This is a genomic window from Pseudomonas sp. NFX224 (genome assembly GCF_048565165.1).
Taxonomy (GTDB): Bacteria; Pseudomonadota; Gammaproteobacteria; order Pseudomonadales; family Pseudomonadaceae; genus Aquipseudomonas.
The window spans coordinates 3,086,427-3,109,336 of sequence record NZ_CP183416.1 but is presented as its reverse complement, the minus strand read 5'-3'; the positions used below and the strand labels follow the sequence as shown (position 1 = coordinate 3,109,336).

Annotated in this window: 22 protein-coding genes and 1 pseudogene; 13 read left to right on the top strand and 10 right to left on the bottom strand. The window is 59.7% G+C overall.

Annotated features, from left to right (window positions below):
* The first annotated feature begins 168 nt into the window (after positions 1-168).
* Positions 169-1,047 (top strand): Tim44 domain-containing protein, encoded by an 879-nt coding sequence (locus tag ACNYC6_RS13960; RefSeq protein WP_419712756.1) that lies wholly within the window; start codon positions 169-171, stop codon positions 1,045-1,047.
* A gap of 138 nt (positions 1,048-1,185) precedes the next feature.
* A complete protein-coding gene (locus ACNYC6_RS13955) occupies positions 1,186-1,593 on the top strand; it encodes an SMI1/KNR4 family protein (protein WP_003187120.1) in 408 nt (135 codons plus the stop codon).
* 21 nt (positions 1,594-1,614) lie between these two features.
* Here the strand turns inward: ACNYC6_RS13955 and ACNYC6_RS13950 are convergent, their stop codons facing one another.
* Complete coding sequence (locus tag ACNYC6_RS13950; protein WP_419712755.1) at positions 1,615-3,378, bottom strand: cation:proton antiporter; 1,764 nt, start codon at positions 3,376-3,378, stop codon at positions 1,615-1,617.
* 286 nt (positions 3,379-3,664) lie between these two features.
* Here ACNYC6_RS13950 and ACNYC6_RS13945 point away from each other — a divergent pair, with 286 nt between their 5' ends.
* Positions 3,665-4,147, top strand: coding sequence for an acyl-CoA thioesterase (locus ACNYC6_RS13945; RefSeq protein WP_095194575.1), 483 nt, complete (start codon positions 3,665-3,667; stop codon positions 4,145-4,147).
* Between the two features lie 92 nt (positions 4,148-4,239).
* Here the strand turns inward: ACNYC6_RS13945 and pdxY are convergent, their stop codons facing one another.
* Positions 4,240-5,112 carry a pyridoxal kinase PdxY gene (gene pdxY / locus ACNYC6_RS13940; protein ID WP_419712754.1) on the bottom strand — a complete coding sequence of 291 codons (873 nt, stop codon included), beginning with the start codon at positions 5,110-5,112 and terminating at the stop codon, positions 4,240-4,242.
* Between the two features lie 119 nt (positions 5,113-5,231).
* Between pdxY and ACNYC6_RS13935 the strand changes: the two genes are divergently transcribed.
* Positions 5,232-5,645 carry a DUF3301 domain-containing protein gene (locus ACNYC6_RS13935; RefSeq protein ID WP_419712753.1) on the top strand — a complete coding sequence of 138 codons (414 nt, stop codon included), beginning with the start codon at positions 5,232-5,234 and terminating at the stop codon, positions 5,643-5,645.
* Positions 5,646-5,648: 3 nt separating this feature from the next.
* On the opposite strand, the gene ACNYC6_RS13930 is transcribed toward ACNYC6_RS13935, so the two are convergent.
* Positions 5,649-6,614 (bottom strand): CobW family GTP-binding protein, encoded by a 966-nt coding sequence (locus ACNYC6_RS13930; protein ID WP_419712752.1) that lies wholly within the window; start codon positions 6,612-6,614, stop codon positions 5,649-5,651.
* Positions 6,615-6,639: 25 nt separating this feature from the next.
* On the opposite strand from ACNYC6_RS13930, the gene ACNYC6_RS13925 reads away from it, so the two are divergent.
* On the top strand, positions 6,640-6,996 hold the full coding sequence (locus ACNYC6_RS13925; protein WP_419712751.1) for an NADH:ubiquinone oxidoreductase: 357 nt from the start codon (positions 6,640-6,642) through the stop codon (positions 6,994-6,996).
* Between the two features lie 4 nt (positions 6,997-7,000).
* Here ACNYC6_RS13925 and zigA read toward each other — a convergent pair whose 3' ends face one another.
* On the bottom strand, positions 7,001-8,206 hold the full coding sequence (zigA, locus tag ACNYC6_RS13920; protein WP_419712750.1) for a zinc metallochaperone GTPase ZigA: 1,206 nt from the start codon (positions 8,204-8,206) through the stop codon (positions 7,001-7,003).
* A gap of 142 nt (positions 8,207-8,348) precedes the next feature.
* Between zigA and ACNYC6_RS13915 the strand changes: the two genes are divergently transcribed.
* From ACNYC6_RS13915 to ACNYC6_RS13885, 7 genes and pseudogenes are all read left to right on the top strand, one after another.
* Positions 8,349-8,726 (top strand): glutamine synthetase, encoded by a 378-nt coding sequence (locus tag ACNYC6_RS13915; RefSeq protein WP_419712749.1) that lies wholly within the window; start codon positions 8,349-8,351, stop codon positions 8,724-8,726.
* A gap of 143 nt (positions 8,727-8,869) precedes the next feature.
* A complete protein-coding gene (gene folE2 / locus ACNYC6_RS13910; RefSeq protein WP_419712748.1) occupies positions 8,870-9,766 on the top strand; it encodes a GTP cyclohydrolase FolE2 in 897 nt (298 codons plus the stop codon).
* Positions 9,763-10,431: a metal ABC transporter ATP-binding protein gene (locus tag ACNYC6_RS13905; protein ID WP_419712747.1), complete on the top strand. Its 669-nt coding sequence runs from the start codon at positions 9,763-9,765 to the stop codon at positions 10,429-10,431. Before folE2 ends, ACNYC6_RS13905 begins: the two co-directional genes overlap by 4 nt.
* Positions 10,431-11,297 (top strand): metal ABC transporter permease, encoded by an 867-nt coding sequence (locus ACNYC6_RS13900; RefSeq protein WP_419712746.1) that lies wholly within the window; start codon positions 10,431-10,433, stop codon positions 11,295-11,297. The genes ACNYC6_RS13905 and ACNYC6_RS13900 overlap by 1 nt, the downstream gene beginning before the upstream one ends.
* Before the next feature lie 11 nt (positions 11,298-11,308).
* The gene (locus ACNYC6_RS13895) at positions 11,309-12,184 is read left to right on the top strand and encodes a metal ABC transporter substrate-binding protein (RefSeq protein WP_419712745.1); all 876 of its coding nucleotides are present in this window, start codon (positions 11,309-11,311) and stop codon (positions 12,182-12,184) included.
* Positions 12,181-12,390 (top strand): annotated as a pseudogene (locus ACNYC6_RS13890) (carbonate dehydratase); the annotation flags it as partial. The gene ACNYC6_RS13895 and the pseudogene ACNYC6_RS13890, both read left to right, overlap by 4 nt.
* Before the next feature lie 128 nt (positions 12,391-12,518).
* Entirely contained in the window at positions 12,519-13,412 is an 894-nt protein-coding gene (locus tag ACNYC6_RS13885) for a His/Gly/Thr/Pro-type tRNA ligase C-terminal domain-containing protein (RefSeq protein WP_419712744.1), read from the top strand.
* Positions 13,413-13,447: 35 nt separating this feature from the next.
* On the opposite strand, the gene ACNYC6_RS13880 is transcribed toward ACNYC6_RS13885, so the two are convergent.
* Entirely contained in the window at positions 13,448-13,969 is a 522-nt protein-coding gene (locus ACNYC6_RS13880; protein ID WP_419712743.1) for a DUF3617 domain-containing protein, read from the bottom strand.
* Positions 13,970-14,101: 132 nt separating this feature from the next.
* Between ACNYC6_RS13880 and cls the strand changes: the two genes are divergently transcribed.
* Positions 14,102-15,541, top strand: a complete 1,440-nt coding sequence (gene cls / locus ACNYC6_RS13875; RefSeq protein ID WP_419712742.1) for a cardiolipin synthase — start codon at positions 14,102-14,104, stop codon at positions 15,539-15,541.
* Here the strand turns inward: cls and cfaB are convergent.
* The 5 genes from cfaB to hflK (ACNYC6_RS13850) all read right to left on the bottom strand — a co-directional run bounded on the left by cfaB (position 15,538) and on the right by hflK (ACNYC6_RS13850) (position 22,877).
* Positions 15,538-16,725, bottom strand: a complete 1,188-nt coding sequence (cfaB, locus tag ACNYC6_RS13870; protein ID WP_419712741.1) for a C17 cyclopropane fatty acid synthase CfaB — start codon at positions 16,723-16,725, stop codon at positions 15,538-15,540. The genes cls and cfaB overlap by 4 nt on opposite strands.
* 194 nt (positions 16,726-16,919) lie before the next feature.
* Positions 16,920-18,830 carry a heavy metal translocating P-type ATPase gene (locus ACNYC6_RS13865; RefSeq protein WP_419712740.1) on the bottom strand — a complete coding sequence of 637 codons (1,911 nt, stop codon included), beginning with the start codon at positions 18,828-18,830 and terminating at the stop codon, positions 16,920-16,922.
* Positions 18,827-19,885 (bottom strand): protease modulator HflK, encoded by a 1,059-nt coding sequence (hflK, locus tag ACNYC6_RS13860; RefSeq protein ID WP_419712739.1) that lies wholly within the window; start codon positions 19,883-19,885, stop codon positions 18,827-18,829. Before hflK (ACNYC6_RS13860) ends, ACNYC6_RS13865 begins: the two co-directional genes overlap by 4 nt.
* Positions 19,882-20,922, bottom strand: a complete 1,041-nt coding sequence (hflC, locus tag ACNYC6_RS13855; protein ID WP_419712738.1) for a protease modulator HflC — start codon at positions 20,920-20,922, stop codon at positions 19,882-19,884. The genes hflK (ACNYC6_RS13860) and hflC overlap by 4 nt, the downstream gene beginning before the upstream one ends.
* On the bottom strand, positions 20,919-22,877 hold the full coding sequence (gene hflK / locus ACNYC6_RS13850) for a protease modulator HflK (RefSeq protein ID WP_419712966.1): 1,959 nt from the start codon (positions 22,875-22,877) through the stop codon (positions 20,919-20,921). Before hflK (ACNYC6_RS13850) ends, hflC begins: the two co-directional genes overlap by 4 nt.
* Between the last annotated feature and the right edge of the window lie 33 nt (positions 22,878-22,910).

Sequence of the window (22,910 nt, the reverse complement as noted above, 5' to 3'; positions counted from 1 at the left end):
ACAGAACTTATCCACTCATCCTACAGACCAAAGTTAACAGGCCTTATTGCGCTGACTGAAGCTGAACCCGACCTGTCAGGCAAAAGCCGGAAACACTCTGCCGCTAGCCAGTAACACTTCAGCTGTGCAACATGGCGCGCGTGCCTTCCACAAATGGGAATTCCCTTTATGAAACGTTTTCTTAGCATCGCCATGGCGTTGTGCATCGGCCTGACGATGAGTCTCGACGTCAATGCCGCCAAGCGCTTCGGTGGCGGCAAAAGCGCAGGCGCTGCGCCGACTCACCAAACCAGCCAGATGGCTCCTTCTTCTCCTGGCATGGGCGGCGCTGCGGCGACCGCGGGTGCTGCCGGTGCCGCTGGCGCTGCGGCCAAGGCTGGCGGTGCTTCGCGCTGGCTCGGCCCCCTGGCCGGTATCGCTGCCGGCGGTCTGCTGGCGTCCATGTTCATGGGCGACGGCTTCCAGGGCATGCAGATCTTCGACATCCTGATCATGGCGGTCATCGCATTCCTGGTCTTCCGCTTCATCGCCGCTCGTCGTCGCAAGCAGCAGGAGCAGTTCGCTCCGGCCGGCCACGCGCCGATGCAACGTGAAGCGTTCGAACAGAAGCCAGCCATGGGCTCGATCTTCGGTGGTTCGGCCGCACCCGTTGCCGCTCGTCCGGTGATCAACGCTCCGGCCTGGTTCAACGAACAGAGCTTCGTAGAAGCCGCGCGCAACCATTTCCAGTCGCTGCAACAGCACTGGGACGCGAACGAAATGGACAAGATCTCCGAGTTCGTGACCCCGCAGATGCTGGAGTTCCTCAAGCGCGAACGCGCTGACCTGGGTGACGCCTTCCAGTCCACCTACATTGATAACCTCAATGTGCAGCTGGACGGCGTAGATGACCGCGCCGACAAGACCATCGCCACCCTGACCTTCAGTGGCGTGTCGAAATCCTCGCGTTTCGACCAGGGCGAAGTGTTCAGCGAAAGCTGGAACATGGAACGTGCACAGGGTGAAAACCAGCCTTGGCTGGTGGCAGGTATCCGCCAGAACGGCTGATCATCCTCCGCGCTTCACTTGCTGCAATAAAAACCCCAGCCTCGGCTGGGGTTTTCTATTTCGCGGTTGCATCTATAGCAAGCTACTGTATAAACCGCCCCATATAAACCGCGCCATACAAGCAAGAGGATCCCGGACGTGGAAGAAATCATCGAACAACTGCGTGAAGCCAACGAACCGGTACCGGTCCCCTTGGAGTTGCCCGACGAAGATCTGCTGGTGGAAATCGAAGAACAACTGTTCATCGATATTCCGTTCGTCTTCAGAGAGTTTTTGCTGACCGTCAGCGACGTTGTCTACGGCAGCCTGGAACCGGTGACCGTCACCGACCCGCAATCCCACACCTACCTGCCGGATGTTGCTGCCAACGCCTGGGACGCCGGTGTCGATCGTAGCCTGATCCCGATTTGCCAGGACGGTGATGACTACTACTGCGTCGAAGAGGACGGCACCGTAGTGCTTTGGCAGGCGGAAGAAGAGCTGATCGCCGAAGAAACCTGGGAGTCGGTTTGGCACTGGGCGCGGGACGTCTGGCTGGAAAGCTGAGTCAGCTGACGCCCCACTGGGTCAGTGCCCTGGTGAATCCTTGTGGTTGTCCAGGGTATCCAGCAACGCCACCTGCATGCGCGTGTGGACGCGGATAAACCAGCGCCACAGCAGCGCCGCCACGGCGGCTGCGACCACAGCGATCAGCACCAGCAACTTGTTGGTCGGCAGAATACTGGCCGACAAGGCTGCCAAAAGCAGGAAAATCACCAGCAGCGAGAGAATCGGGATCACTTCGGCGATCACCCGGCGCACTCGCTCTGTGTGGCGCCCCGCCATTTCAGGCTTCACGCCCATTTCCGCGAGCAACATCGACAATGCCTTGAGCTTGCGATACGCGGCAATCAGGAATGGCAACGACAGCAGCAACGCACCGCCCCAGATCAATGCCTTCTGCCAGCTCGGATCGCTGACCCAGTCTTGCAGGTACGTAGAGATTCGTTCGGCGAAGTAAGCGCCCGCGAAGAAAATCGCGACCACCAGCGCCAGATTGACCCCCACCTGAAGCAAAATCCGTCGAATCATCGACGCCAGCAGCGCCCCCTGGCCCTGCGGCTGGATGCTGCGTAGCCATTCGCCATAAATCCCCAGCACCCGACCCAGCCGCTGCGGCATTACTGCGGCCAATTTGATCGACAGCGGGTCTGCCGCTCGAATCAGATAAGGCGTCAGCAGCGTGGTGATCACCGAAACCGCCACGGCCACCGGATAAAGGAAGTTGCTGGTGACCTGCAGGGTCATGCCCAGCGAAGCGATGATGAAAGAAAATTCGCCAATCTGTGAAAGACCCATCCCGACACGTAGTGAGGTGCGCCCGTCATTTCCGGCGATAAAGGCGCCAAGACCGCAGGACAACATTTTGCCGAGCACCACCGCCACTGTGATCACCGCGATGGGCCAGGCGTACTGCAGCAGTATCATCGGGTCGAGCATCAGACCGATGGCGACGAAGAAAATCGCACTGAACAGGTCGCGAACCGGCTCGATCAGGCGTTCGATTTTCAGCAGTTGCCGAGATTCGGCCATGATCGCACCAATCAGGAACGCGCCCAGGACCATGCTGTATTCGAGCTTGACCACCAACAGGCAGAAGCCGAAACACAGGCCCAGCACGGTGATTAGCAGCATTTCGTTGCTTTCGAATTTGGCCACGTATGCCAGCAATCGCGGTACCAGCAGAATGCCGATCACCAATGCGACGATCATGAACAACGAGAGCTTGCCAACCGTGGAGAACACTTCACCGGAGCTGACCGTGCCGCTGACCGCGATGCTCGACAGCAAGGCGATGATGCCGATACCGAGGATGTCTTCGACGATCAGGACACCGAAAATCAGCTGCGCAAAGCGCTGATTCTTCATCTTCAGGTCGTTGAGCGCCTTGACGATGATGGTGGTCGAGGAGATCGCCAGGATCGCGCCGAGGAACAGTGAGTCCATGGTGTTCCAGTCGAACCAGCGGCCGATTTCGTAGCCGATCCAGATCATCAGGACGATTTCCAGGAACGCCGCGATAAACGCTGTGGCACCCACCTTGAACAACTTGCGCAGGCTGAATTCCAGGCCCAGGCAGAACATCAGGAAAATCACCCCGAGTTCCGCCAGGGTCTTGATGGTCTCTTCGTCGTGGATCAGCCCGAACGGTGGGGTGTGCGGGCCAATGATAAAACCCGCGACAATGTAGCCCAGAACCACTGGCTGTTTGAGGCGATGGAAAACCACAGTCACCACACCCGCAATCAACATGATCACTGCCAGATCCTGAATGAAACTGATGGCATGCATGGCGTGGGGCTCCTTGGGTGACATGGCTCAACCAGCAGACGCAGGAAACGTCCGATTGAGCGGGATACAAATCTGCTTTTCACGTAGGAATTTGCCCTTCTGGGTGGGCTTTTGCAGGGTAACACCGCGACTTCCGGCAGAAAGGCGGTGCAATATATGGAAACAGATCGATCCGGCGTGACGGCGGCTTCCCGCCCGGCGTCCCGATAACTGTTGGTTTGAAAAAACCACGCAGGCACCCGCAGAGGTGCGCCCCTCAAACCTTGCCTTGATCCGTGAGAACGCTATGGAACCCGGAAACGCCCAGCTGTCGATGACGGTACTGATGACCCCCGACATGGCCAACTTCTCTGGCAATGTTCACGGCGGAACCCTGCTCAAGTATCTCGACGAAGTCGCCTACGCCTGCGCCAGCCGTTATGCCGGCCGTTACGTAGTGACCCTGTCGGTGGACCAGGTGATTTTCCGTGAGCCGATCCATGTCGGCGAACTGGTGACCTTCCTCGCTTCGGTCAACTACACCGGCAACACCTCAATGGAGGTGGGTATCAAGGTGGTGACCGAAAACATTCGTGAGCGCTCGGTGCGCCACACCAACAGCTGCTTCTTCACCATGGTCGCGGTGGATGACCAGCGCAAACCCGCCCCGGTGCCGCCGCTGCAACCGGAAAACAGCGAGGACAAGCGCCGATACATTCAGGCCCAGCAACGCCGTCAGATCCGTCAGGAGCTGGAAAAGCGTTATCAGGAAATCAAGGGCGACGCCTAAAGCAAAAGATCGCAGCCTGCGGCAGTTCCTACTGAGAAATGCGAATTCCTGTAGGAGCTGCCGCAAGCTGCGATCTTTTTGTTCTGATCCGGTTACAAGCTAATCGAAGTCGCTTCGAACCGCACCCGCGGATGGGCAATCCGGTCTTGCGCCCGCACCAGTTCCAGCTCGTAGCTCGCACAGGCCTGGGTTTCCAGCAACACCTCATGCACCGCCGACGCGGCGAACTCGAAAGCAGCCACCAGGCTGTCACCCAACAACACCCGCGCCAGGAACAACCCGGACGTCAGGTCGCCAACACCCACCGGCTGACGCGGAAACGCCAGCAACGGACGTTGCAGATGCCAACTGCCTTCGGCTGTCACCAGCAGCATCTCGAACACGTCCGGGGTTTTGCCCGGGTAGTCCAGATGCTTGACCAGCACCGCTTTTGGCCCGCGTGCCAGCAGCGCTCGTGCCATGGCCAGGCAATCGAACAACGACTGCGGCTTGCGCCCCGAAAAGCTGTCGAGCTCCAATTGGTTCGGGCACATGAAATCGGCCACGGCGGCGGCTTCTTCCAGCAGGAAATCGCTGACTTCCGCCGGCACACTGCAACCCTTCTCCGGATGGCCCATCACCGGGTCGCACAAGTACAGCGCTTTGGGATTCATGGACTTGATCCGCGCCACACCCGTGAGGATCGCCCGACCCTGCGCCGCGCTGCCGAGGTAACCCGACAGCACCGCGTCGCAATTGCCGAGCTCGCCAATGGCTGCGATGCCTTCGACCAGATCGGGGATCTGGTGTGGCGCCAGCACGTCACCGGTCCACTGCCCGTACTGCGTGTGGTTGGAGAACTGCACGGTGTTGAGCGGCCAGACATTCACCCCGACCCGCTGCATCGGGAAAACCGCGGCACTGTTGCCTGCGTGACCAAACACCACGTGGGACTGGATAGCGAGCAGATGGGGCGTACGTTTCATGCGGTGAGTTTCCGTAAAACGATTGAAATTCGAGCGGCGCAGTATGCGACTAAACGCAGCCTGTACGACAGACCGGCGACGCAGTTAAGCTGACACTATCTTGTTGGAGCGCCCTGTTGATGTTGACCCTTGGAAATATTTTCGTGCTGATGCTGCTTGCCACCGTCGGCGCCTGGCTGTGGCACAACCACGGCCTGCGCGAACGCGCGCTGGAGCGGGTCAAGCAGCATTGCAGCAACGTCGGCATCGAATTGCTGGATGGTAACGTGGCGCTGAAAAAAATCGCGTTTCTCAAGGATGCCCGTGGCCGGCGGCGCCTGGCCCGAGTGTATAACTTCGAATTCACGGTGACCGGCGAAAGCCGGCATAACGGCACCATCACCCAGTTCGGCGCCCACAGTGCGCAGATCGAGCTGGCGCCTTATCCGATGCCGTTTGACGATGCGCCGCCCGTCGTTGATGTGGTCAAACCGAGCGCCGAGGTGATCGAGCTGAGCCATTGGCGGCAGGAACACAACAAATGGCGGCCGTGATCTTCAAATCGACCGGCAGTCGGCCAGGCCTCTTTGCAACACATCCACATCCTGCGACTCATTGAAAATCAACTCGATTCGCGAATCCTGTCGCCACTCGCTGGGCTGCCACGCCAACACCGAGTTATCCAGCGCATTGGCCGAAACCCAGCCACTGCTACTGTGGATAACCAGCTTCGCCCGCCGCCAGACAAGGCTTTCCAGCCACCGGCCGACAAGTGCCGCATCGAAGGTCTGACTCGGATGCCAGCGCCACCCGATACTCCAACCGCCCTCCTGCGCCTGACTTAAACGAATCGGCAGCGTCGGGTCAGTCCAGATCCCCGGGAGCTGCGCCAGAGGCTTGGGCATCACAAAGTTATCCACACCCGCCACCGCCCGCGCCTCAAGACCGGGCAACTCGCTCAATGGCAACGCGGATTCTTGTGTCCAATACAAAGGACGTAACGGCAACGATTCGGCGATCCGCTGGCGATCACCTTCCTCAAGACCTTCGGATTTGTTCATCAGCAACAGACCCGCGCGGCTCAATGCCTCCTGTTGCGCCGCAGGCAGCGGCTTGCCTGCGATGAGCGCCTGCGCATCGAGCACCAACACGCTGGGTTGCACATTCAGAACGCCTTGCCATGGCGCCTCGCTCAACTGCTGCAAAAGCTGCATCGGATGGCCCAGCCCCGAAGGCTCGATGAACAGTCGATCCGGCCGCGCCTTGCGCAACAAACGACCGAGACCAATCTGAAACGGCGCACCATTGACGCAACACAAACAGCCCCCGGCCACTTCGCCCAGTGCGATACCATCGGCGTCACGGGTCAACAACGCGGCATCGAGGCCAATCTGGCCGAACTCGTTGATCAACACCGCCCAGCGCTCACCGGCGGGACGCTGCGCCAGCAGGTGCTTGATCAGGCTGGTCTTGCCGGCCCCCAATGGCCCGGCGATGACGTGGGTGGGTATGTTCTGCAACATGATCGAAGGTTCTGAGGAGGTAAGGATGCGGTGGATGGGATGGTCGTTGCTGCTGATTCTGCCCTGCGGCGAAGCATTGGCCCAGGCCTGCGTCGTCCACAGCCAGGCGGAACGGCTCGACGTGAAAGTCTGCCAGCAGAACCGCAACATCCCGGAAAAACTCTTCGCCGACAGTTTCTGCCAGCCGAAACTGGCCGGGCAGAAGGTCGAGGTGCAGTACGTCGAGCAATGCCCAAGCGGGGCGTTCGGCGTGTGCAGCAACGCCCAAGTCGCCAATATGCCCTACCGGCAGGATATTCACTATTACGGCGTAGCCACGGATGCGGCGTATCTGAAGCCGTTTTGCGAAGCCCAGAGCCAGGGGACCTGGCTCAAGCCTTGAGGCGTCACGCGGCGTCTTCGTTCCAAGGGCCGAATGGGTCCGGCAGCAATCGCCAGCCTTCGACACCCAGTGCCATTTCTTCATCCGTCAGTAGACAATCATCGAGCTCGGCGTTGAGCCGCGCGAAGTCGATGTTCTGGCCGATGAACACCAGTTCCTGTCGGCAATCACCGTTGGCAGCCGTCCAGTTCTCCATGATCGCGGCGGTACTCTCCGCATCTTGCGGCCATTGATTCTTCGGCACGAAACGCCACCATCGCCCGGCGAAACCATGGCGCATCAACCCACCGGCCTGTGACCAGCTCCCGGCATCCATGTGCTTGCTCGCCAGCCAGAAAAAACCTTTGGAGCGCAACAGCTTTCCGTTCACCCATGGCCGGTCGATGAAGCTGAAGAAGCGCTGTGGATGGAACGGGCGGCGCGTACGGTAAGCGCTGGAGGCGATTCCGTACTCCTCGGTTTCCGGTACACGTGCGCCGCGCAGCTCTCGCAGCCAGCCCGGCGCCTGAGCGGCTTTTTCGAAGTCGAAGTAACCAGTGTTGAGGATTTTCTCCAGCGGCACTTCACCCATGACCATCGGGATGATTTCCGCCTGGGCGTTGAGCCGTTCAAGTATCGCGATCAGCTCCTGACGCTCGCGGCTGCTGATCAGGTCGATCTTGCTGATCAAGATGACGTCGGCGAACTCGACCTGCTCGATCAACAGGTCAGTAATCGAACGCTCGTCATCTTCGCCCAGTGTTTCGCCGCGGGAAGCGAGGCTCTCGGCGGCCTGGTAGTCGAGCAGGAAATTCATGCCATCGACCACGGTAACCATGGTGTCGAGTCGGGCGATGTCAGTAAGGCTCTGGCCGTTTTCGTCGCGAAACGTAAACGTCTCCGCCACTGGCAGCGGTTCGGCAATACCGGTTGATTCGATCAGCAGATAATCAAAACGACCTTCCCGGGCGAGCTTGCTCACTTCCTCCAGCAAGTCTTCGCGCAAGGTGCAGCAGATGCAGCCGTTGCTCATTTCCACGAGTTTTTCTTCTGCGCGATTGAGGCTGACATCACGCTGGACTTCACTGCCGTCGATATTGATTTCACTCATGTCGTTGACGATGACAGCGACCCGCAAATTTTCTCTATTACGTAGTACGTAATTGAGAAGTGTACTTTTTCCGGCACCAAGAAAGCCCGACAGGACGGTAACAGGTAGGCGATTGGGCATCAGATGTTCCTCACAGGGTACCCGGTCAAATCGTCGGGCTTGTTTTTATGTTATAGTATAACAACACAATCAAGCCACTCCCCTCTTGCCCACAACATCAAAGGGCACGATGCTGGAAACCTTCCCGCTGGTGAGAAACGCTATGCGTAATGCCCTGAAACTGGCGCTGTTGAGCATTTCACTGCTGGGTGCGGCCGATGCCTGGGCGCAAATTCCAACGTTGGCCAACTGCACCCGCAGCGCCAACGTGCTGGCCTGCGTGGATGGCGAAGGCAATGCCTACAGCGTCAATACTGCCAGCAGTACGATTTACTTGCGGGGCTTCGAAGCGGCTGGAAAACGCTACTGGGCGCAGACCAACAGCCGATATGGCCAGATGACGTTTTTCACCGGCATCGCTTCCGACGGAGAGGCGTGGGTCGGCTACAACCAGCGCGTCGGCTGGACCACGATCAACCGGTTTTCCAGTTCCGGAGGCAACAGCGCCAAGTTCACCTGTAGCCGAATTGCCGGTTGTTAGGACTGGGACTTTTGCTGCGCTGGCCAGAATCAGGTTGAGCACGGTACGTCTATGCATGATGAAAACCCGTTCATGAAAAAGGCATCGTCGATTTCATTGTTACAATATAACATGCCAAATCAACTCCCACGATGGACCTGCTCATGAATGCGCTGACTCTGCCGGATATCGCCGCGCAGGCCTCACGCCAAGCCTTGCCACTTGAGTGGGTAGGCATGTGTGGCATTGCTCTTCCTGTTTTGCTCGATAGCCAAAGACTGCCCGCAACAGCCGATGCCGGCGTAAGTCTCGATAATGGCGAGGCGCGCGGCATTCATATGTCGCGGCTCTACCTCGCGTTGGAAATGCTGGCGCAGGAAACTCTTTCGCCCGTTCTGCTTCGACGGGTATTGCAGAGTTTCCTGAACAGTCATGAAGGACTTTCAAACAGTGCTTATCTGAACATTCACACCGATTTACTGCTGAAAAGACCGGCGTTGCTCAGTCCGTTGGCCGGTTGGAAAACCTATCCCATCAGCATCGAAGCGCATCTGAAAAACGCGATGTTCCACGTGGAACTAAAAATCGACGTGCGTTATTCCTCAACGTGCCCTTGCTCAGCAGCGCTTTCCCGGCAACTGATTCAGCAGCAATTCGTGGATGATTTTGCCAATCGCGCTTTGTATCACGCAGAAGTACTGGCCTGGCTCGGCTCCCCTAAGGGCATCGTCGCCACACCGCACAGTCAACGCAGCTCCGCGCAACTACGTTTGCGTCTGGACGATTGTCTGGATGAGTTACCGCTGATCGCACTGATCAACGATGCAGAAGCAGCCCTCGGCACCGCCGTGCAAACCGCCGTGAAGCGTGCCGACGAACAAGCCTTCGCCCTCGCCAACGGACAGAACCTGATGTTCTGCGAAGACGCTGCCCGACGCTTGAATCTGGCCCTCAAGCGTTCACCCGGTATCAACGGATTTCACATACGAGTGATCCACGCTGAAAGCCTCCACGCTCACGACGCGGTCGCCGAGAGTCGATGGAACCGGGAGGTCGCATGATTCGTTGTCAGCATTTGCGTTGGGGCGCTCCGGGGCAGCCACTGACACCGTCCCTCGATATCGAGTTACCAAAGGGAAGCCTGACCGCCGTGATAGGCGCCAACGGCAGCGGGAAAAGCAGCCTGTTGAAAGTCATCGCCGGCCTGCAAAAACCGCTCGCGGGAAAAATCCTGGTGGACGCGCCACGCAAGGGCGGACTGTCGTTCCTACCACAGCAGCAACATCTGGATCGCCAATTCCCTATCAGCCTTCAGGAATTGGTCGCTGCCGGTTTCTGGCGCAGTAAGCAATCGCCGGAACAATGTCGCCAACGCCTGGAATTGGTCCTCGATGATTGGCACCTGAGTGGCCTGGAGCAACGCCCTTTAATGGCGCTCTCCGGCGGCGAATTGCAACGCGCCCTACTCGCTCGCTTGAGTCTCGCTGAAGCACCTTTGCTGCTACTCGACGAACCCCATGCCGCGCTGGATGAACTCGGTCAGCTACTGCTGTGGAAACACCTCCACGCCTGGCACGCAGAAGGCAGAACCCTGGTTGTCGTGTGCCACGATCTTGCCGCCGCTCGCCATCACATTCCACACATACTGCTGATCAAAAGCAGTGGTTGCGTCTTTGGGGCGAGCACCGACCTCATCCATCAGCGACCGCAAGCACAGGTGGCCTGATGCTTGCCGCCGCTCAACTTTGGCAACCGTTCCACGAATTCGTGTTCATGCGTCGGGCGCTGCTCGGCGGTCTGGTACTGGCCTGCAGCACAGCGCCGCTAGGCGTGTTTCTGATCCTGCGACGAATGAGCCTGATCGGTGATGCGGTGGCGCACGGCATTTTGCCCGGCGCAGCGTTGGGGTTCTGGTTTGCCGGTTTGAGCCTTCCCGCGCTGACCCTCGGCGGCCTCGGTGCCGGCCTGAGCATGGCCGGACTCGCTGCCTGGATTACCCGTCGCACCGGCCTGCGAGAGGACGCCAGCCTCGCAGCGATCTACCCGATTTCCCTGGCCAGCGGCGTGTTGATTCTCGGCATCGCGGGCAAACGCCTGGACCTGTTGCACCTGCTGTTCGGTTCGGCATTGGCGGTTGATGGCCCGACCCTCACGGGCATGCTTTGGGTCTGCGCAGTGAGCCTGATCGCCATGCTGTTGATCTATCGCCCCCTGTTGCTCGACACCCTCGACCCACTCTTTCTGCGATCCGTGAGCCGACTCGGTCCCCTGGCCCATGGCGTTTTCCTGACACTGGTGGTGCTGAACCTGGTGATCGGTTTCCAGGCCATTGGTGCCTTGATGGTAGTCGGTCTGATGATGCTGCCCGCGGCCGCTTCACGCTTCTGGAGTCGCCGCTTGCCAGTACTGATAGCCATTGCCGCGGTGCTCGGCAGCCTCTCGGTGTGGTTCGGTTTGTTGCTGTCGTTCCATTACTCGCTGCCCAGCGGCCCGGCCATCGTGTTGGTGGCTGGCGGTTGGTATCTGCTGTCCGTGGTGTTCGGGCCGGTGCACGGTTTGCTGCGTCGGCCACCTTTGCTCACATCCCAATGAGGTGTTTCCCGATGCGCGCTTTACTCGTGCTGTTCAGTTTGATGCTGTCGATGTCGCTGTCTGCCGCTGAGAAACTTCAGGTGGTCACCAGTTTCAGCATCCTCTCTGACATGACCCATCAGGTCGGCGGTGACCACATCCAGATCACCAATATGGTCGGCCCCGACGCCGATGCTCACACTTACGAGCCGACACCCGACGACGCCCAAGCCCTGTTGAAAGCAAAACTGATCATCAAGAACGGCCTGGGATTCGAGCCATGGCTGGATCGCCTGGTCACCAGTACCGAAACCAAAGCGCCAGTGATCAGTGCGAGTCACGGCATCATTCCGCGCGATCTGGATGAAGACGGCGAAACCGTTCCCGATCCGCACGCCTGGCACAATCTGGCGAACACCGAGCTGTACATCAGCAACATCACCAAGGCATTGATCGCTGCCGATCCGGCCAACAAGGTCGACTACCAGCGCAACAGCCAGGCTTACCTGAAACAGATCCATGCCCTGCTCGCAGAAGCGAAGGCCAAGCTCGGTTCGTTGCCGCCGGGCAACCGCAAGATCGTGACGTCCCATGATGCCTTCGGTTACCTCGGTCAGGCCTATGGCATCGACTTCATGGCGCCGCAAGGTCTGTCCACCGAACGCGAGCCTTCGGCTAGCGAAGTCGCTTCGTTGATCACTCAGATCCGTCAGGCCAAGGTCAAAGCGGTGTTCATGGAAAACATCAAGGATGCGCGTCTGCTCAAGCAGATCGCCGACGAAAGCGGCGCCCGGATTGGCGGCACCCTGTACTCGGATGCGCTCGCGGCGAGTGGTCCGGCGAGCACTTTTACCGGGTTGTTCGAATACAACCTCAATACCCTGTACAACGCGTTGAGCAAGCCATGATCCGCAAGAACCCTTCTGGTGATTTGCCGGTCATTGCCGAGTCGGCCTACGTGGATAAAACCGCAATCATCGGCGGCAAAGTGGTGATCGGCGAGAACGTCCTCGTCGGTCCCTACGCGGCGATCCGCGCAGATGAAGTAGACGGCTGCGGCGATATGCAGCCGATCTCTATCGGTGCTAACTCGAACATCCAGGACGGCGTGGTGCGCAGCTATAAAGCCCTGCAGAACGAGTTTTAAACCGGCACGACAAATGTCTACATGACAGCGGCCCGGTTTTGGTTCTAAGGTTTATCCGCTAGTGCGTGTGATCGAAGCATTCGAGAACAACAATCATGATCCAGATCACCCTGCCCGATGGTTCATTGCGAGAATACGATCAACCGCTGTCCGTTCATGAAGTTGCCGCGAGTATTGGCCCCGGGCTGGCCAACGCTGTGGTAGCGGGCCGGGTGGACGGCGTGTTGGTGGACTGTGAATTTATGATCCGGGCCGATGCCCGGGTCAGCATCGTGACGTCACAAGAGCCCGACGGCCTGGAGATCCTGCGACGCTCTTGTTCGCTGATGCTGGCGATGGCGGTCAAGCAACTGCACGCCCATGCGCAATTGCGCACGGGCTCGGTGCTGGGTGACGGGTTCTATTGTGAGTTTGATGTCGAGCGCCCGCTGTCGTCGACTGACCTGCCGCTGATCGAAGCACGCATGCAATCACTGGCGGCGACCAACCATTCGATCCGCCGACGCCAGACGCCCTCCGACAACCTGGCGCTGTATCGCCTCGGCGACACCGAGTATTTGACGACAGGACCGCATGTGCCCACCACCAAGGTGTTGCAGGCATTTGCCCTCGATCACATCAACGGCACCCTGCAACAACGCATCTATGGAACTTGTTGGTCCAGCCACCAGGAACTGCAGCAGTGGCGCCTGCCGCCCCATGTGATGGTCGTCAGCATGGATGACCGGCAGACAACCTACGCCCATGCAGTCACCGAGCGTCTGCGCCGCAGCGGTGTGCGCGCCCGCGCAGACCTGCGTAACGAAAAGGTCCGCTACAAGATTCGCCATCACAGTCAGACGGTGCCGTACCTGGTGGTGGTCGGCGAGAAGGAAAAGGCCGGCGAATTTGTCAGTGTGCGCAGTCGCACCGGAGAGGATTTCGGCAGGATGAAGGTTGAGGCGGTGTGTGAGTGGTTGAGCTCATCAGGCGCGCTCCCACCGGGATGATCTGACCCGTGGGAGCGCGGCTTGCCTGCGAGGCTTTAAGCGCGTGGTTTGACCGTGCCGCAATCTTGCCCCAACCACACGGCGCGACTCTCGAGGCTACCCTTCTGGTTGATGCCGGTGGCATTGAACGTGCCGTTGACCTTGGTGGTGAACTCACGGTCACTGAGGAACGTGGCGACTCCCGCACCTTGCGCTTTCGGGCAGCTGAAGCGGAATTTCCACTGGTTGCCGGTGCGATCGGTGATTTCCTGCTTGCAGCCCGATTGCGGGTCGGTGAGCGGAATATCATCGCTCTTGACCTGCTCTGGCGTCAGGCACGCCCGGATCCCTTTGCCACCCATGGTGATGCCCTGTTTCTCCAGCTGCGCGCGCTGTTCAGGGGTCATCTGGCTTTGTATTTGACCGAGGATCAGTTGCAGATCCGGCAGGTTCTGGTCATCTACCTTCATGTTGCTGGTGGTCAACTCCCACAAACCCGGTTGCAGCATCTGCGCCTGAGCAGCCACAGGAAGTGCCAAACCCAGCGTAAAGGCCAAACCCAGCAGACGAACGTTCATCGTGTAACTCCTGATCAGTAGTGGCCGTTAGACGTCAGCCGCGGGCTTCGGTTCATGGGCCAATTAAATAGCGACATTCTGCCCGGAACATGGTCTGTTACGCATTGAATCTTCAGGAGCAAGGCTGCCCCCATGGATTATTTCGGACCGCATATTTTCGGCTACGCCATCGCACTGCTGCACTCCCTGGGCACGCTCGCCGCGATCCATGCCGTGTTGACCGTTCGGACCGCCCAAGGCTCGATCGCATGGGCCCTGTCCCTGGTGTTCATGCCTTACCTGACACTTATCCCCTATCTGGTGTTCGGCCGGAGTACCTTCGACGGCTACATCAAGGCGCGGCGCCAGGCCAACGAAGAAATGCGCAAGGCCATCTCCGATCTCAACTGGCGGCCGTGGGTCGAAGAAGCGCTGACCGCTCGTGCATCCAACGCTTATGCATCCCTGAGGGCGATGCCGAAGCTCGGACGCATGCCCTGCCTGGCAAACAACGAAGTGCAGCTGCTGATCAATGGCCGGGCCACCTTCGATGCGATTTTTGATGCCATCCGCCAAGCCAAAGAAGCGGTACTGATCCAGTTCTTCATCATTCACGACGATCGCCTCGGCCAACGGCTGCAAAACCTGCTGCTGGAAAAAGCCGCTGAAGGCGTGGCGATCTACCTGCTTTACGACCGCATCGGCAGCCATTCCCTGCCCCACAGTTATGTGCAGGCGCTGCGCGATGGTGGCGTCGAGGTCAAAGCCTTTGCGACCCGCAGCGGCTGGCTCAACCGCTTCCAGGTCAACTTCCGCAATCACCGCAAGATCGTCGTGGTCGACGGCATTCTCGGCTTCGTCGGCGGACACAACGTCGGCGACGAATACATGGGCGAGAAGCCGCCCCTCGCACCTTGGCGCGATACCCATGTGCAAGTACGCGGTCCGGTGGTCGCCTGTATGCAGGAATCCTTCGCCGAAGACTGGTTCTGGGCCGCCCGCTCGCTGCCGCCGCTGATCCTGCCGGAGGTCTACCCGGAGGACGGCGTACTGTGCCAATTGCTCGCCAGTGGACCGGCGGATTCCTACGAAACGTGTTCACTGTTCTTCGTCGAAGCCATCCACGCAGCAACTGAACGAGTGTGGATCACCAGCCCGTATTTCATCCCCGACGAACCGGTATTCGCGGCGTTGCGCCTGGCGGCCTTGCGCGGTGTCGATGTGCGGGTTTTGCTGCCGTCACGACCCGATCACCGGATCGTGTACGCAGCCTCCAGCCTGTATGCCTTTGAAGCGGTGCGCGCGGGCGTGCGGGTGTTCCGCTACGAACCCGGTTTCCTGCATCAGAAAGTGGTGTTGATCGACAACGAAATCAGCGCGATTGGCAGCGCCAACATGGACAACCGTTCGTTCCGGCTGAATTTCGAAGTGATGTTGTTGACCGTCGACAGCGTGTTTGCCGCCAAGGTGGAACAGATGCTCAACGATGATTTCGCCCAGGCTCACGAAATCGCCAAGGACGAAGGCCAGGAGACCCACCGCCTGCAAAAGGTCGGAATGCGGGTCGCCCGGCTCATTTCTCCGATTCTTTAAGGCGTGTAGATATCGTCGCGGGTCCATGGCAGTTCATGGCTGCCATCGGGATGAGCCTTCACCGCAAGGATCTGGTGCAGATTGATCCAGCCCTTGGCGAACGCATAGGCGCAACCCGCCAGGTACAAACGCCAGATGCGCAACGCTTGTTCCGGCACCAGTTTCCCGGCGGCCTCAAGGTTGTCTTCAAGGCGCTCGCTCCAGTGATCCAGCGTGCGTGCGTAGTGTAAGCGCAGACTCTCGACATCGACGATCTCAAGCCCTGCTTCGCTGATTTCGGCAGAGATCATCGACAGGTGCGGCAGCTCGCCGTTGGGGAACACGTACTTCTCGATGAAGTCACCGGCACCACGTCCCACCGGTCGACCATCGATGTGCTTGGCGGTGATTCCGTGGTTCATCACCAGGCCGCCCTCTTTCACCGCGCCGAACAGGGTTTTGCAATACTCGGCCAGGTTCGCATGACCGACATGTTCGAACATGCCGACGCTGACCACTTTGTCGAAGCGCCCGTCTTGGGGCAGATCGCGGTAATCGAGCAACTGCAACTCGACCATGTCTTCCAGCCCTTCCGCTTTTACGCGCTCGCGGGCCAGGGCCAGTTGTTCCTTGCTGAGGGTGATGCCGAACACTTTTGCGCCGAACTCCCGGGCGGCATACCGCGCCAGCCCGCCCCAACCACAACCGACGTCCAGCAAATACTCGCCAGGTTGCAGACGCAACTTGCGGCACAAATGGCGGAATTTTGCCTGCTGAGCCTGTTCAAGGGTTTCACTGCCCGTCTCGAAGTAAGCGCAGGAGTACGCCATGTCGCTGTCGAGCCACAGCTGATAGAAAGCGTTGGAAAGGTCGTAGTGATAGGAAATTGCCTTGGCGTCAGTATCCTTGTCGTGGACGGTGCGCACAGGCTGATTGTCGTCGTCCTCATCCAGTAAAGCCTGAGTCCATTCATCGCAGACGCGGATCACGTCGCTGATGGAGCCTTCAAGTTCCAGTTTGCCCTCGACGAAAGCCGCTCCGAGCGCGTCGAGGCTTGGATGGGTGAACTGGGTGACCAGTTGTGGGTCCTTGACCACAATCGTGACGCTGGGTGTCGGCCCCAGATTGAATTCATGGCCGTCCCAGAGTCGCAAGCGAAGCGGTAATTGCAGATTCTGTAAGGCCGGTGGAAGTTGCGCGAGCATGGATAATCCCCCCTTGTTTCAGACGTCTGATGAGAGGGTAGACCATCCTTGAAAAATAGCAGGCTATCGATTTAATAGCCGTTTTCTATGATTCCCAAGGCTGAAAACACCCTCACGAACCCACAAAAAACTGCTGTGTCCTCACCCTAAATGACTGCGAACACAGCAGACAGTTCTAAAAAAGCTCACTTCACTCAGGTCTCGTCTTTGAGCTTGAGCAATGGCTCCTGAAACCGCAGCAGGCGCCCGGCATTTCCCAACACCAACAAAGTGCTGAGGTTATGCAGCAACGCGGCAATCATCGCCCCCGCCGCACCGAGCCAGCCGAAGGCTGCGAATGCAACGATTGCCAGCGTCCAGCCCATACCGATAATCACGTTGACCTGCAAGGTGTGCCGGCACTGGCGACTCAAGCGCACGCAGGTGCCCAGGCGGCGCAAGTCACTGCCGATCAAGACGATGTCGGCCGAGGCCAACGCGATGTCCGCACCACCCGCGCCCATGGCCACGCCGACCACACCGGCCTTGAGGGCCAGCGAATCGTTGATGCCGTCGCCCACCACCATAGGCCTGAATCCGTTACCGATTTCTTTCAGCACGCGATTGAGCTTGTCCTCGGGCAAGGCCTGCGCCTCGACATCGCTGATGCCAACATCCCGCGCCAGCGTGTGCGCGACGCTTTGCCGGTCACCGGTGAGCAACAGTTGCCGACCCAATCCCAAGTCGCGCAATTCGCTCAGGGCAAACCTGGCTTCGGGTTTGACGCTGTCGGCCAGTAACAGCCAGGCGAGGAATTCACCGTTGAGCGCCAGCCCGGCAATCGGGCCGTCGTGTTCGGGAACGGCTGAGGTGGGAATCTGCAACTGAGCGAACAGTTCAGGTCGCCCGAGTGCAGCCTCGCCCTGCTCCGTCATCGCCACCACGCCCAAACCCTGACGTTCATGAATATCCGTGAGCAGCAGAAAATGCTCCTGGGTCACCAGCCCGGCCAACGCGCGGCTGACCGGATGGCTGCTGGCGGAACCGAGGCTGGCGGCGAGCTTCAGCACATGGCTGCGATCCTCCAGCGGACTGTCGATTGACTGCAGGCGCAACGTGCCGAAGGTCAGGGTACCGGTCTTGTCGACCACCAGCGACGTCAGGTCCGCCAGCTCTTCGAGAAACGCCGAACTGCGGATCAGAATCCCGTGCCGCGCCGCCACCGCTACCCCGGCGATCGCGGTCGCCGGTGCCGACAGCACCAACGCACAAGGGCACGCGGCCACCAACACCGCGAGCATCGCTTGGGCATCGTTGGTGATGAACCAGGTCACCGCCGCCAACAGCAACACCAACACCATGTAGCTTCCGGCGTAGCGTTCGAGCAATCGCGTGATCGGTGGCTTGGAGCGCTCGGCGTTTTGCATCAGTGCGATGACTTTGCCGAGGGTCGATTCGTGGCCGGTACGGGTCACTTCGATGCGCAGCAGGCCATCGAGGTTGATCGCGCCACCAAACACCGACATGCCGACACCGGCCTCCATCGGCACCGATTCGCCCGTAATCGAAGCGGTGTCCAGGCTCGCCTGACCGGACAACACCCGACCATCCGCCGGTACATGATCACCGGCACGCACTTCCACCTGGTCACCCGCCTTGAGCGTGCCGTTGTCGACTTCGATGATGGAACCGTCGGCCTGGAGCTTTCGTGCGTGGCTGCGCGTCAGTTTGCCGAGGGCATGAATGGCCTCCTGTGAGCCGATCACGCTGCGCTCTTCCAGCACATGGCCGAAGATCATGATGATCGGCAGCAACGCAGCCGTCAGTAGATCGCCGGTGGCCCAGGCACCGAGCATGGCCAACGCGATCAACTGATCCGTGATGCCGTGCAAGCTCGGATAGCGCAGGCTGTACCAAGCCGAACGCATCACCGGCACGGCCACCAATAAGGATGCAAAACCCAGCAGCAATTGGCTGACACCGGTCTGCTCCGGCGACAACCAGCGCCAGGCCAGGCCGAGCGCCAGCAAGCCAAGTGCGAGCATGGCCAGGGTCAGTTGGCGGGCGGCGCTGCGTTGTTCGGCCGAGGACAACAGGCTCGGTGCAGCGGCGGTTTGCGCAGTCATTGTGCAGCTCCCTGAATGATCAGGCGGGAATCATCTTTCGGATTGACCGTGGTCACCGAGCCAGCCTGATTCAGAATTTTCGGCATCCGCTCACGGTAGAGTCGCAGCAGCATTTGCGGATCGGTGCCTTGTTGTTGAGCTTTGGCCAGACTCAATACCGTGGCCGTGTCAGCCGACGCTTTGGCCAACCGTTCACTCGCCTGGGCGTGGGCGACTTGCAACGTGCGGTCGGCTTGCTCGTTGGCGGTCTGGGTCAGTTTCTCGGCTTCGGTGCGAGCATTGGCCACGGCTTTGTCGGCCTGCTGACTGGCCGTCAGTACCGCATTGAACGCGTTCACCGCAGGGCCGGGTAAACTCGATTGCACATCGACCCGCGCCACTTCGATCCCCAGCCCCTGTCCGGTTGCCGTCAATTCCGCGAGTCGTTGATTGATGCCTTGCACCAGATCACCGCGCAGGCGTTCGCGTCTTTCAGCCGCTTTATTATCGGCGCCGATCAGCTCCGGACGTGCCACCAGAATGGTGTCCAGATCACGCGCCGCCGTCAGTGCCACAGCACTGCGGGTGACGAGGCGATCCAGTGCAGGCAGCACGTGTTCACTTTGCAGCACGAAAGCGTAGGGATCGGTCACCTTGTAGAAAACCCGGACATCGAGTTGCACTACCCCGGCGTCACCGGTCAGCAGATAACCGGAGCCCGCCAGGGCATCGCTGATCGGTGTGGCAAAACTGGCCACGCGATCGGCTTGTAACGCCGCATCACTGCGCAGAAGATTTTCCACTCGACGCTCGATCACCCGATCCGTAGCTGGCAACAAAATCACTTGTTCAAACGGTCGCGGCCAGGCCAACAACAACCCGGCATTCTGGATGCGATCCAGCGCACCGAAGTGCAAAACCACTGCGCGATTCTGCGGATCGATTTGCCGAACATTGGAGAATGCCCACGCCAACGCAGCCAGTACCGTGACTGCGTACAACGCAAGAAACGCCAGGCGCCCGGCTTGAATCCAGGGGCTGCTCAACTCATTTGTTCCACGTGGAACCAAACTCATGGCTGCGATCCGGGCTTGTTATCAAGGCTCGGCGGACCGTCCACCAACACCCGGAAGGGCGCGGCATCGGTACGCAAAATCAGTTTTGTGCCTGGTGTGACCACCGTGCCCAACGTGTCGAGCGAGCGCAGCAAGTTGTAAAGCTGCGGCGAGCCCGCGTATGCACGACCGTAAATCTGTGCAGCTTCGACACGGGATTGCGCTTCGATGTCAGCCGCTTTGACGGTGGCATCGGCTTGCACGATTCGCGCATCACGCTCGGCGGCGGAGCGAATTTGCGCCGCTTCACGTTTGCCGATGGCGGTGCGTTCGGTGGCAATGGTTTCGCGCTCGGCGCGCATGCGATCGACCGTGGCGGTGAGCGTGACCGACGGCAACGTCAGCCGCTCGATGCCCACTTGCAGCACACGCACGCCGTAGGTGGTGAGTAGCTGCTGATCGATTTGCTGACGCAGCTGCGCTTCAAAATCAGCGATACGCACCTGACTGGCATCGGTGTTCACCAAGTTGGCCAGGTCGAAACTGCTGGCCGTGGTTTCCAGTGCCGAACCGATAAAGGTACGAATCTGCCGCGCGGCTTCGTCCGGCTGATTCTGCACAGCGCGCATGAAACGCTGCACATTGTCCGGATCGCCTTGCACCTGCCACGCCACATAAGCCTGAACGATGATGCGCAGACCATCCCGCGTGCCCACGTCCTGCAAACCGCTGGACGTGGTGCGCAGACGCAAATCAACCGGAATCGCCGCTTCGAATGGCGCCGGCCAACGCCAGCCAAGGCCTGGCTCCAGCAACACTCGCGACGGGTTACCAAAACGGGTAATCACCGTGGCCTCCCCCGACCTCACCTGCACCAGGCTCGCGGCGCCAACGGCGAATGCCACCAGCAACGCTGCCCAAGCCATGCGCCGCCAGGGAAACGGGCCAGCTTCCTGTGGATCACCGTGATGGTGATGGTGACCGTGGTGATGATGCCCGCCATGGCCATGATCGTGGCCGGTGTGATCATCGTGATCATGAGTGTGCGACTGGCTCAATGGGCAGCTCCTGGCTGGGCGGTTTGACGCGACGGCGCAGGGTCAACCGGCAGCGTGAAGGTACGGAGGTCGATGGTTGGCGCATTGCTGCTGCCGCCCAGGCGATGGTCAAGGATCAGCAGTTTGGCGTTGGCCAAGCCTTGGGACAGTTGACTGAGGTATTGCTCAAGCACAAAGGCCTGACCAGCACTGGCGTAAGCCTTTTGCTCGGCGCTGAATTTCAGGTCTGTGGCTTGTGCACTGGCGTTGATTTCACGGGCACTCGCCGTTGCCTGATCGCGAGCGATGCTGGCCTGCAATTGCGCCTGATTGGTGGCTTCGGCCGCCGCGCCACGCTCACGGAAGATCAATGCCTGGGCACCAATCTGCGCTGCTTGCACACCGTGATAGGCATTGGCTGCCCCGGCTGGCGGATGGATCGCTTCGACCACCGTGGCGAGAATTTCCACGCCACTGTCGAGCTTCTGCAGGTCCGCCTGCACGGCCCTGCCAATGTCTTCAGCGAGCCCTACCCTGTCCTCACCGAGCAAACCGTCGAGGGTCCGCGAAGCGAAGTCGTGAACGAGAATCCGGCTGGCGGTGCTGCGGATCAATGTCGGCACATCCGCACTGTTGTAAGTTGCCGCCAACGCCGCCTGATCGCTCAAGCCAATACGGTAGACGAAGCGCACGTCCATGTTGACGATCTGAAAGCTCTGCTTGTCGGCACGGCTGCTGGCGATGACCTGGGATTTGTCATTCACATGGCTCGCGTCCCACAAGCGGTTGGCCGTGATCGGCGCCGGACCTTCGGCGGGGGCAACCTGTATCGAGGCGGAAGCATCGCCGACACTGGTGGCAAACTCGTGGACCACGCCATTCTCGACGCTCAGTACTCGGCCCAATGGCCACGGTAAACCCGCATGCAAACCGGGGCCGAACACCGCCACCGGTTTGCCGAAACGCTCATAGATTCCGCGGCCTTGCAGCGGTATTTCGTGGATGCCGGTAAGGGACCAACCCACAATTGCTACCACCGCCAGCACCGGCAAAAACGCCCGACGCATGTAAGTGAATGCCCAGATCTGCCGAAGATCAATGCCAAAGCGGTTGTGCAATTCGTGCTGCAACGCCAGCAGCGGTTGCGGTGGCCAACGCAGCATGTCCGCGACAAAACTACGCGCCAGCAATGTCGGTTCGATCTGTTCACGGCGAGGACTGAACAGTGACAACACGGCGCGCAACAACAACTCCACGGCAACCAAACCCGGCAACAGGCCGATCAGTACCGCAAGTCGCACAGGCCACACCGAGGTTTCACTGCCGAACAACAGGCACAACGCACCGAGCACGAGGCTGATGATCGCTACGCGAGACAGCTGCGCCACTGCGCCGGCTTCGGGCCACGCGGCCGAGTTTTCCTGAGCCAGTTGGCGCTCCAGCACCAGCAAACCGAAAGCCAGCAACAACGCCAGGGCTGCGCCGACAGTGGCCGACAAGCCCAGCGCTGCGGGTGGTAAACCAAGGTTCCAGACCTGTTTGACGCTGAGCAATATCACTAAAGCCCAACCGCCCAGCCACAACGTCGGTGCACCGATTTGTTTGAGCAGGTTCAGCCAGCGTTGACCCATGCGATCCAGCAGCCGTTCATACCAACCCGTCGGCGCTTCGACTGCTTGCTCGACGACCACCGGCAACACGGGATTCATCGCCCGCGCTCGCCATTGCGTCACCCACCAGGCAGATTGCAGACCGGCCACCAACACCAGCAACGCGGCGCTTTGATTGAACAACAGCGCCGGCCAAAGCGACTGCGACGCAAACAGCCCGACAAAAAAACCCAGCACCAGCCCCACTGCCGCCAGCGCACCCAGGCCAATGGCGAACAAACGCAGGCGCCGCCCTTGAAAAACCGCCTGCTGGAAGCGCGGCAGCTCCGCCACCTGCGCCCCCTCTACATCGAGATCGACTTGCATACCACCCCAGTGTTCAGCGTTGCTCACATAGCA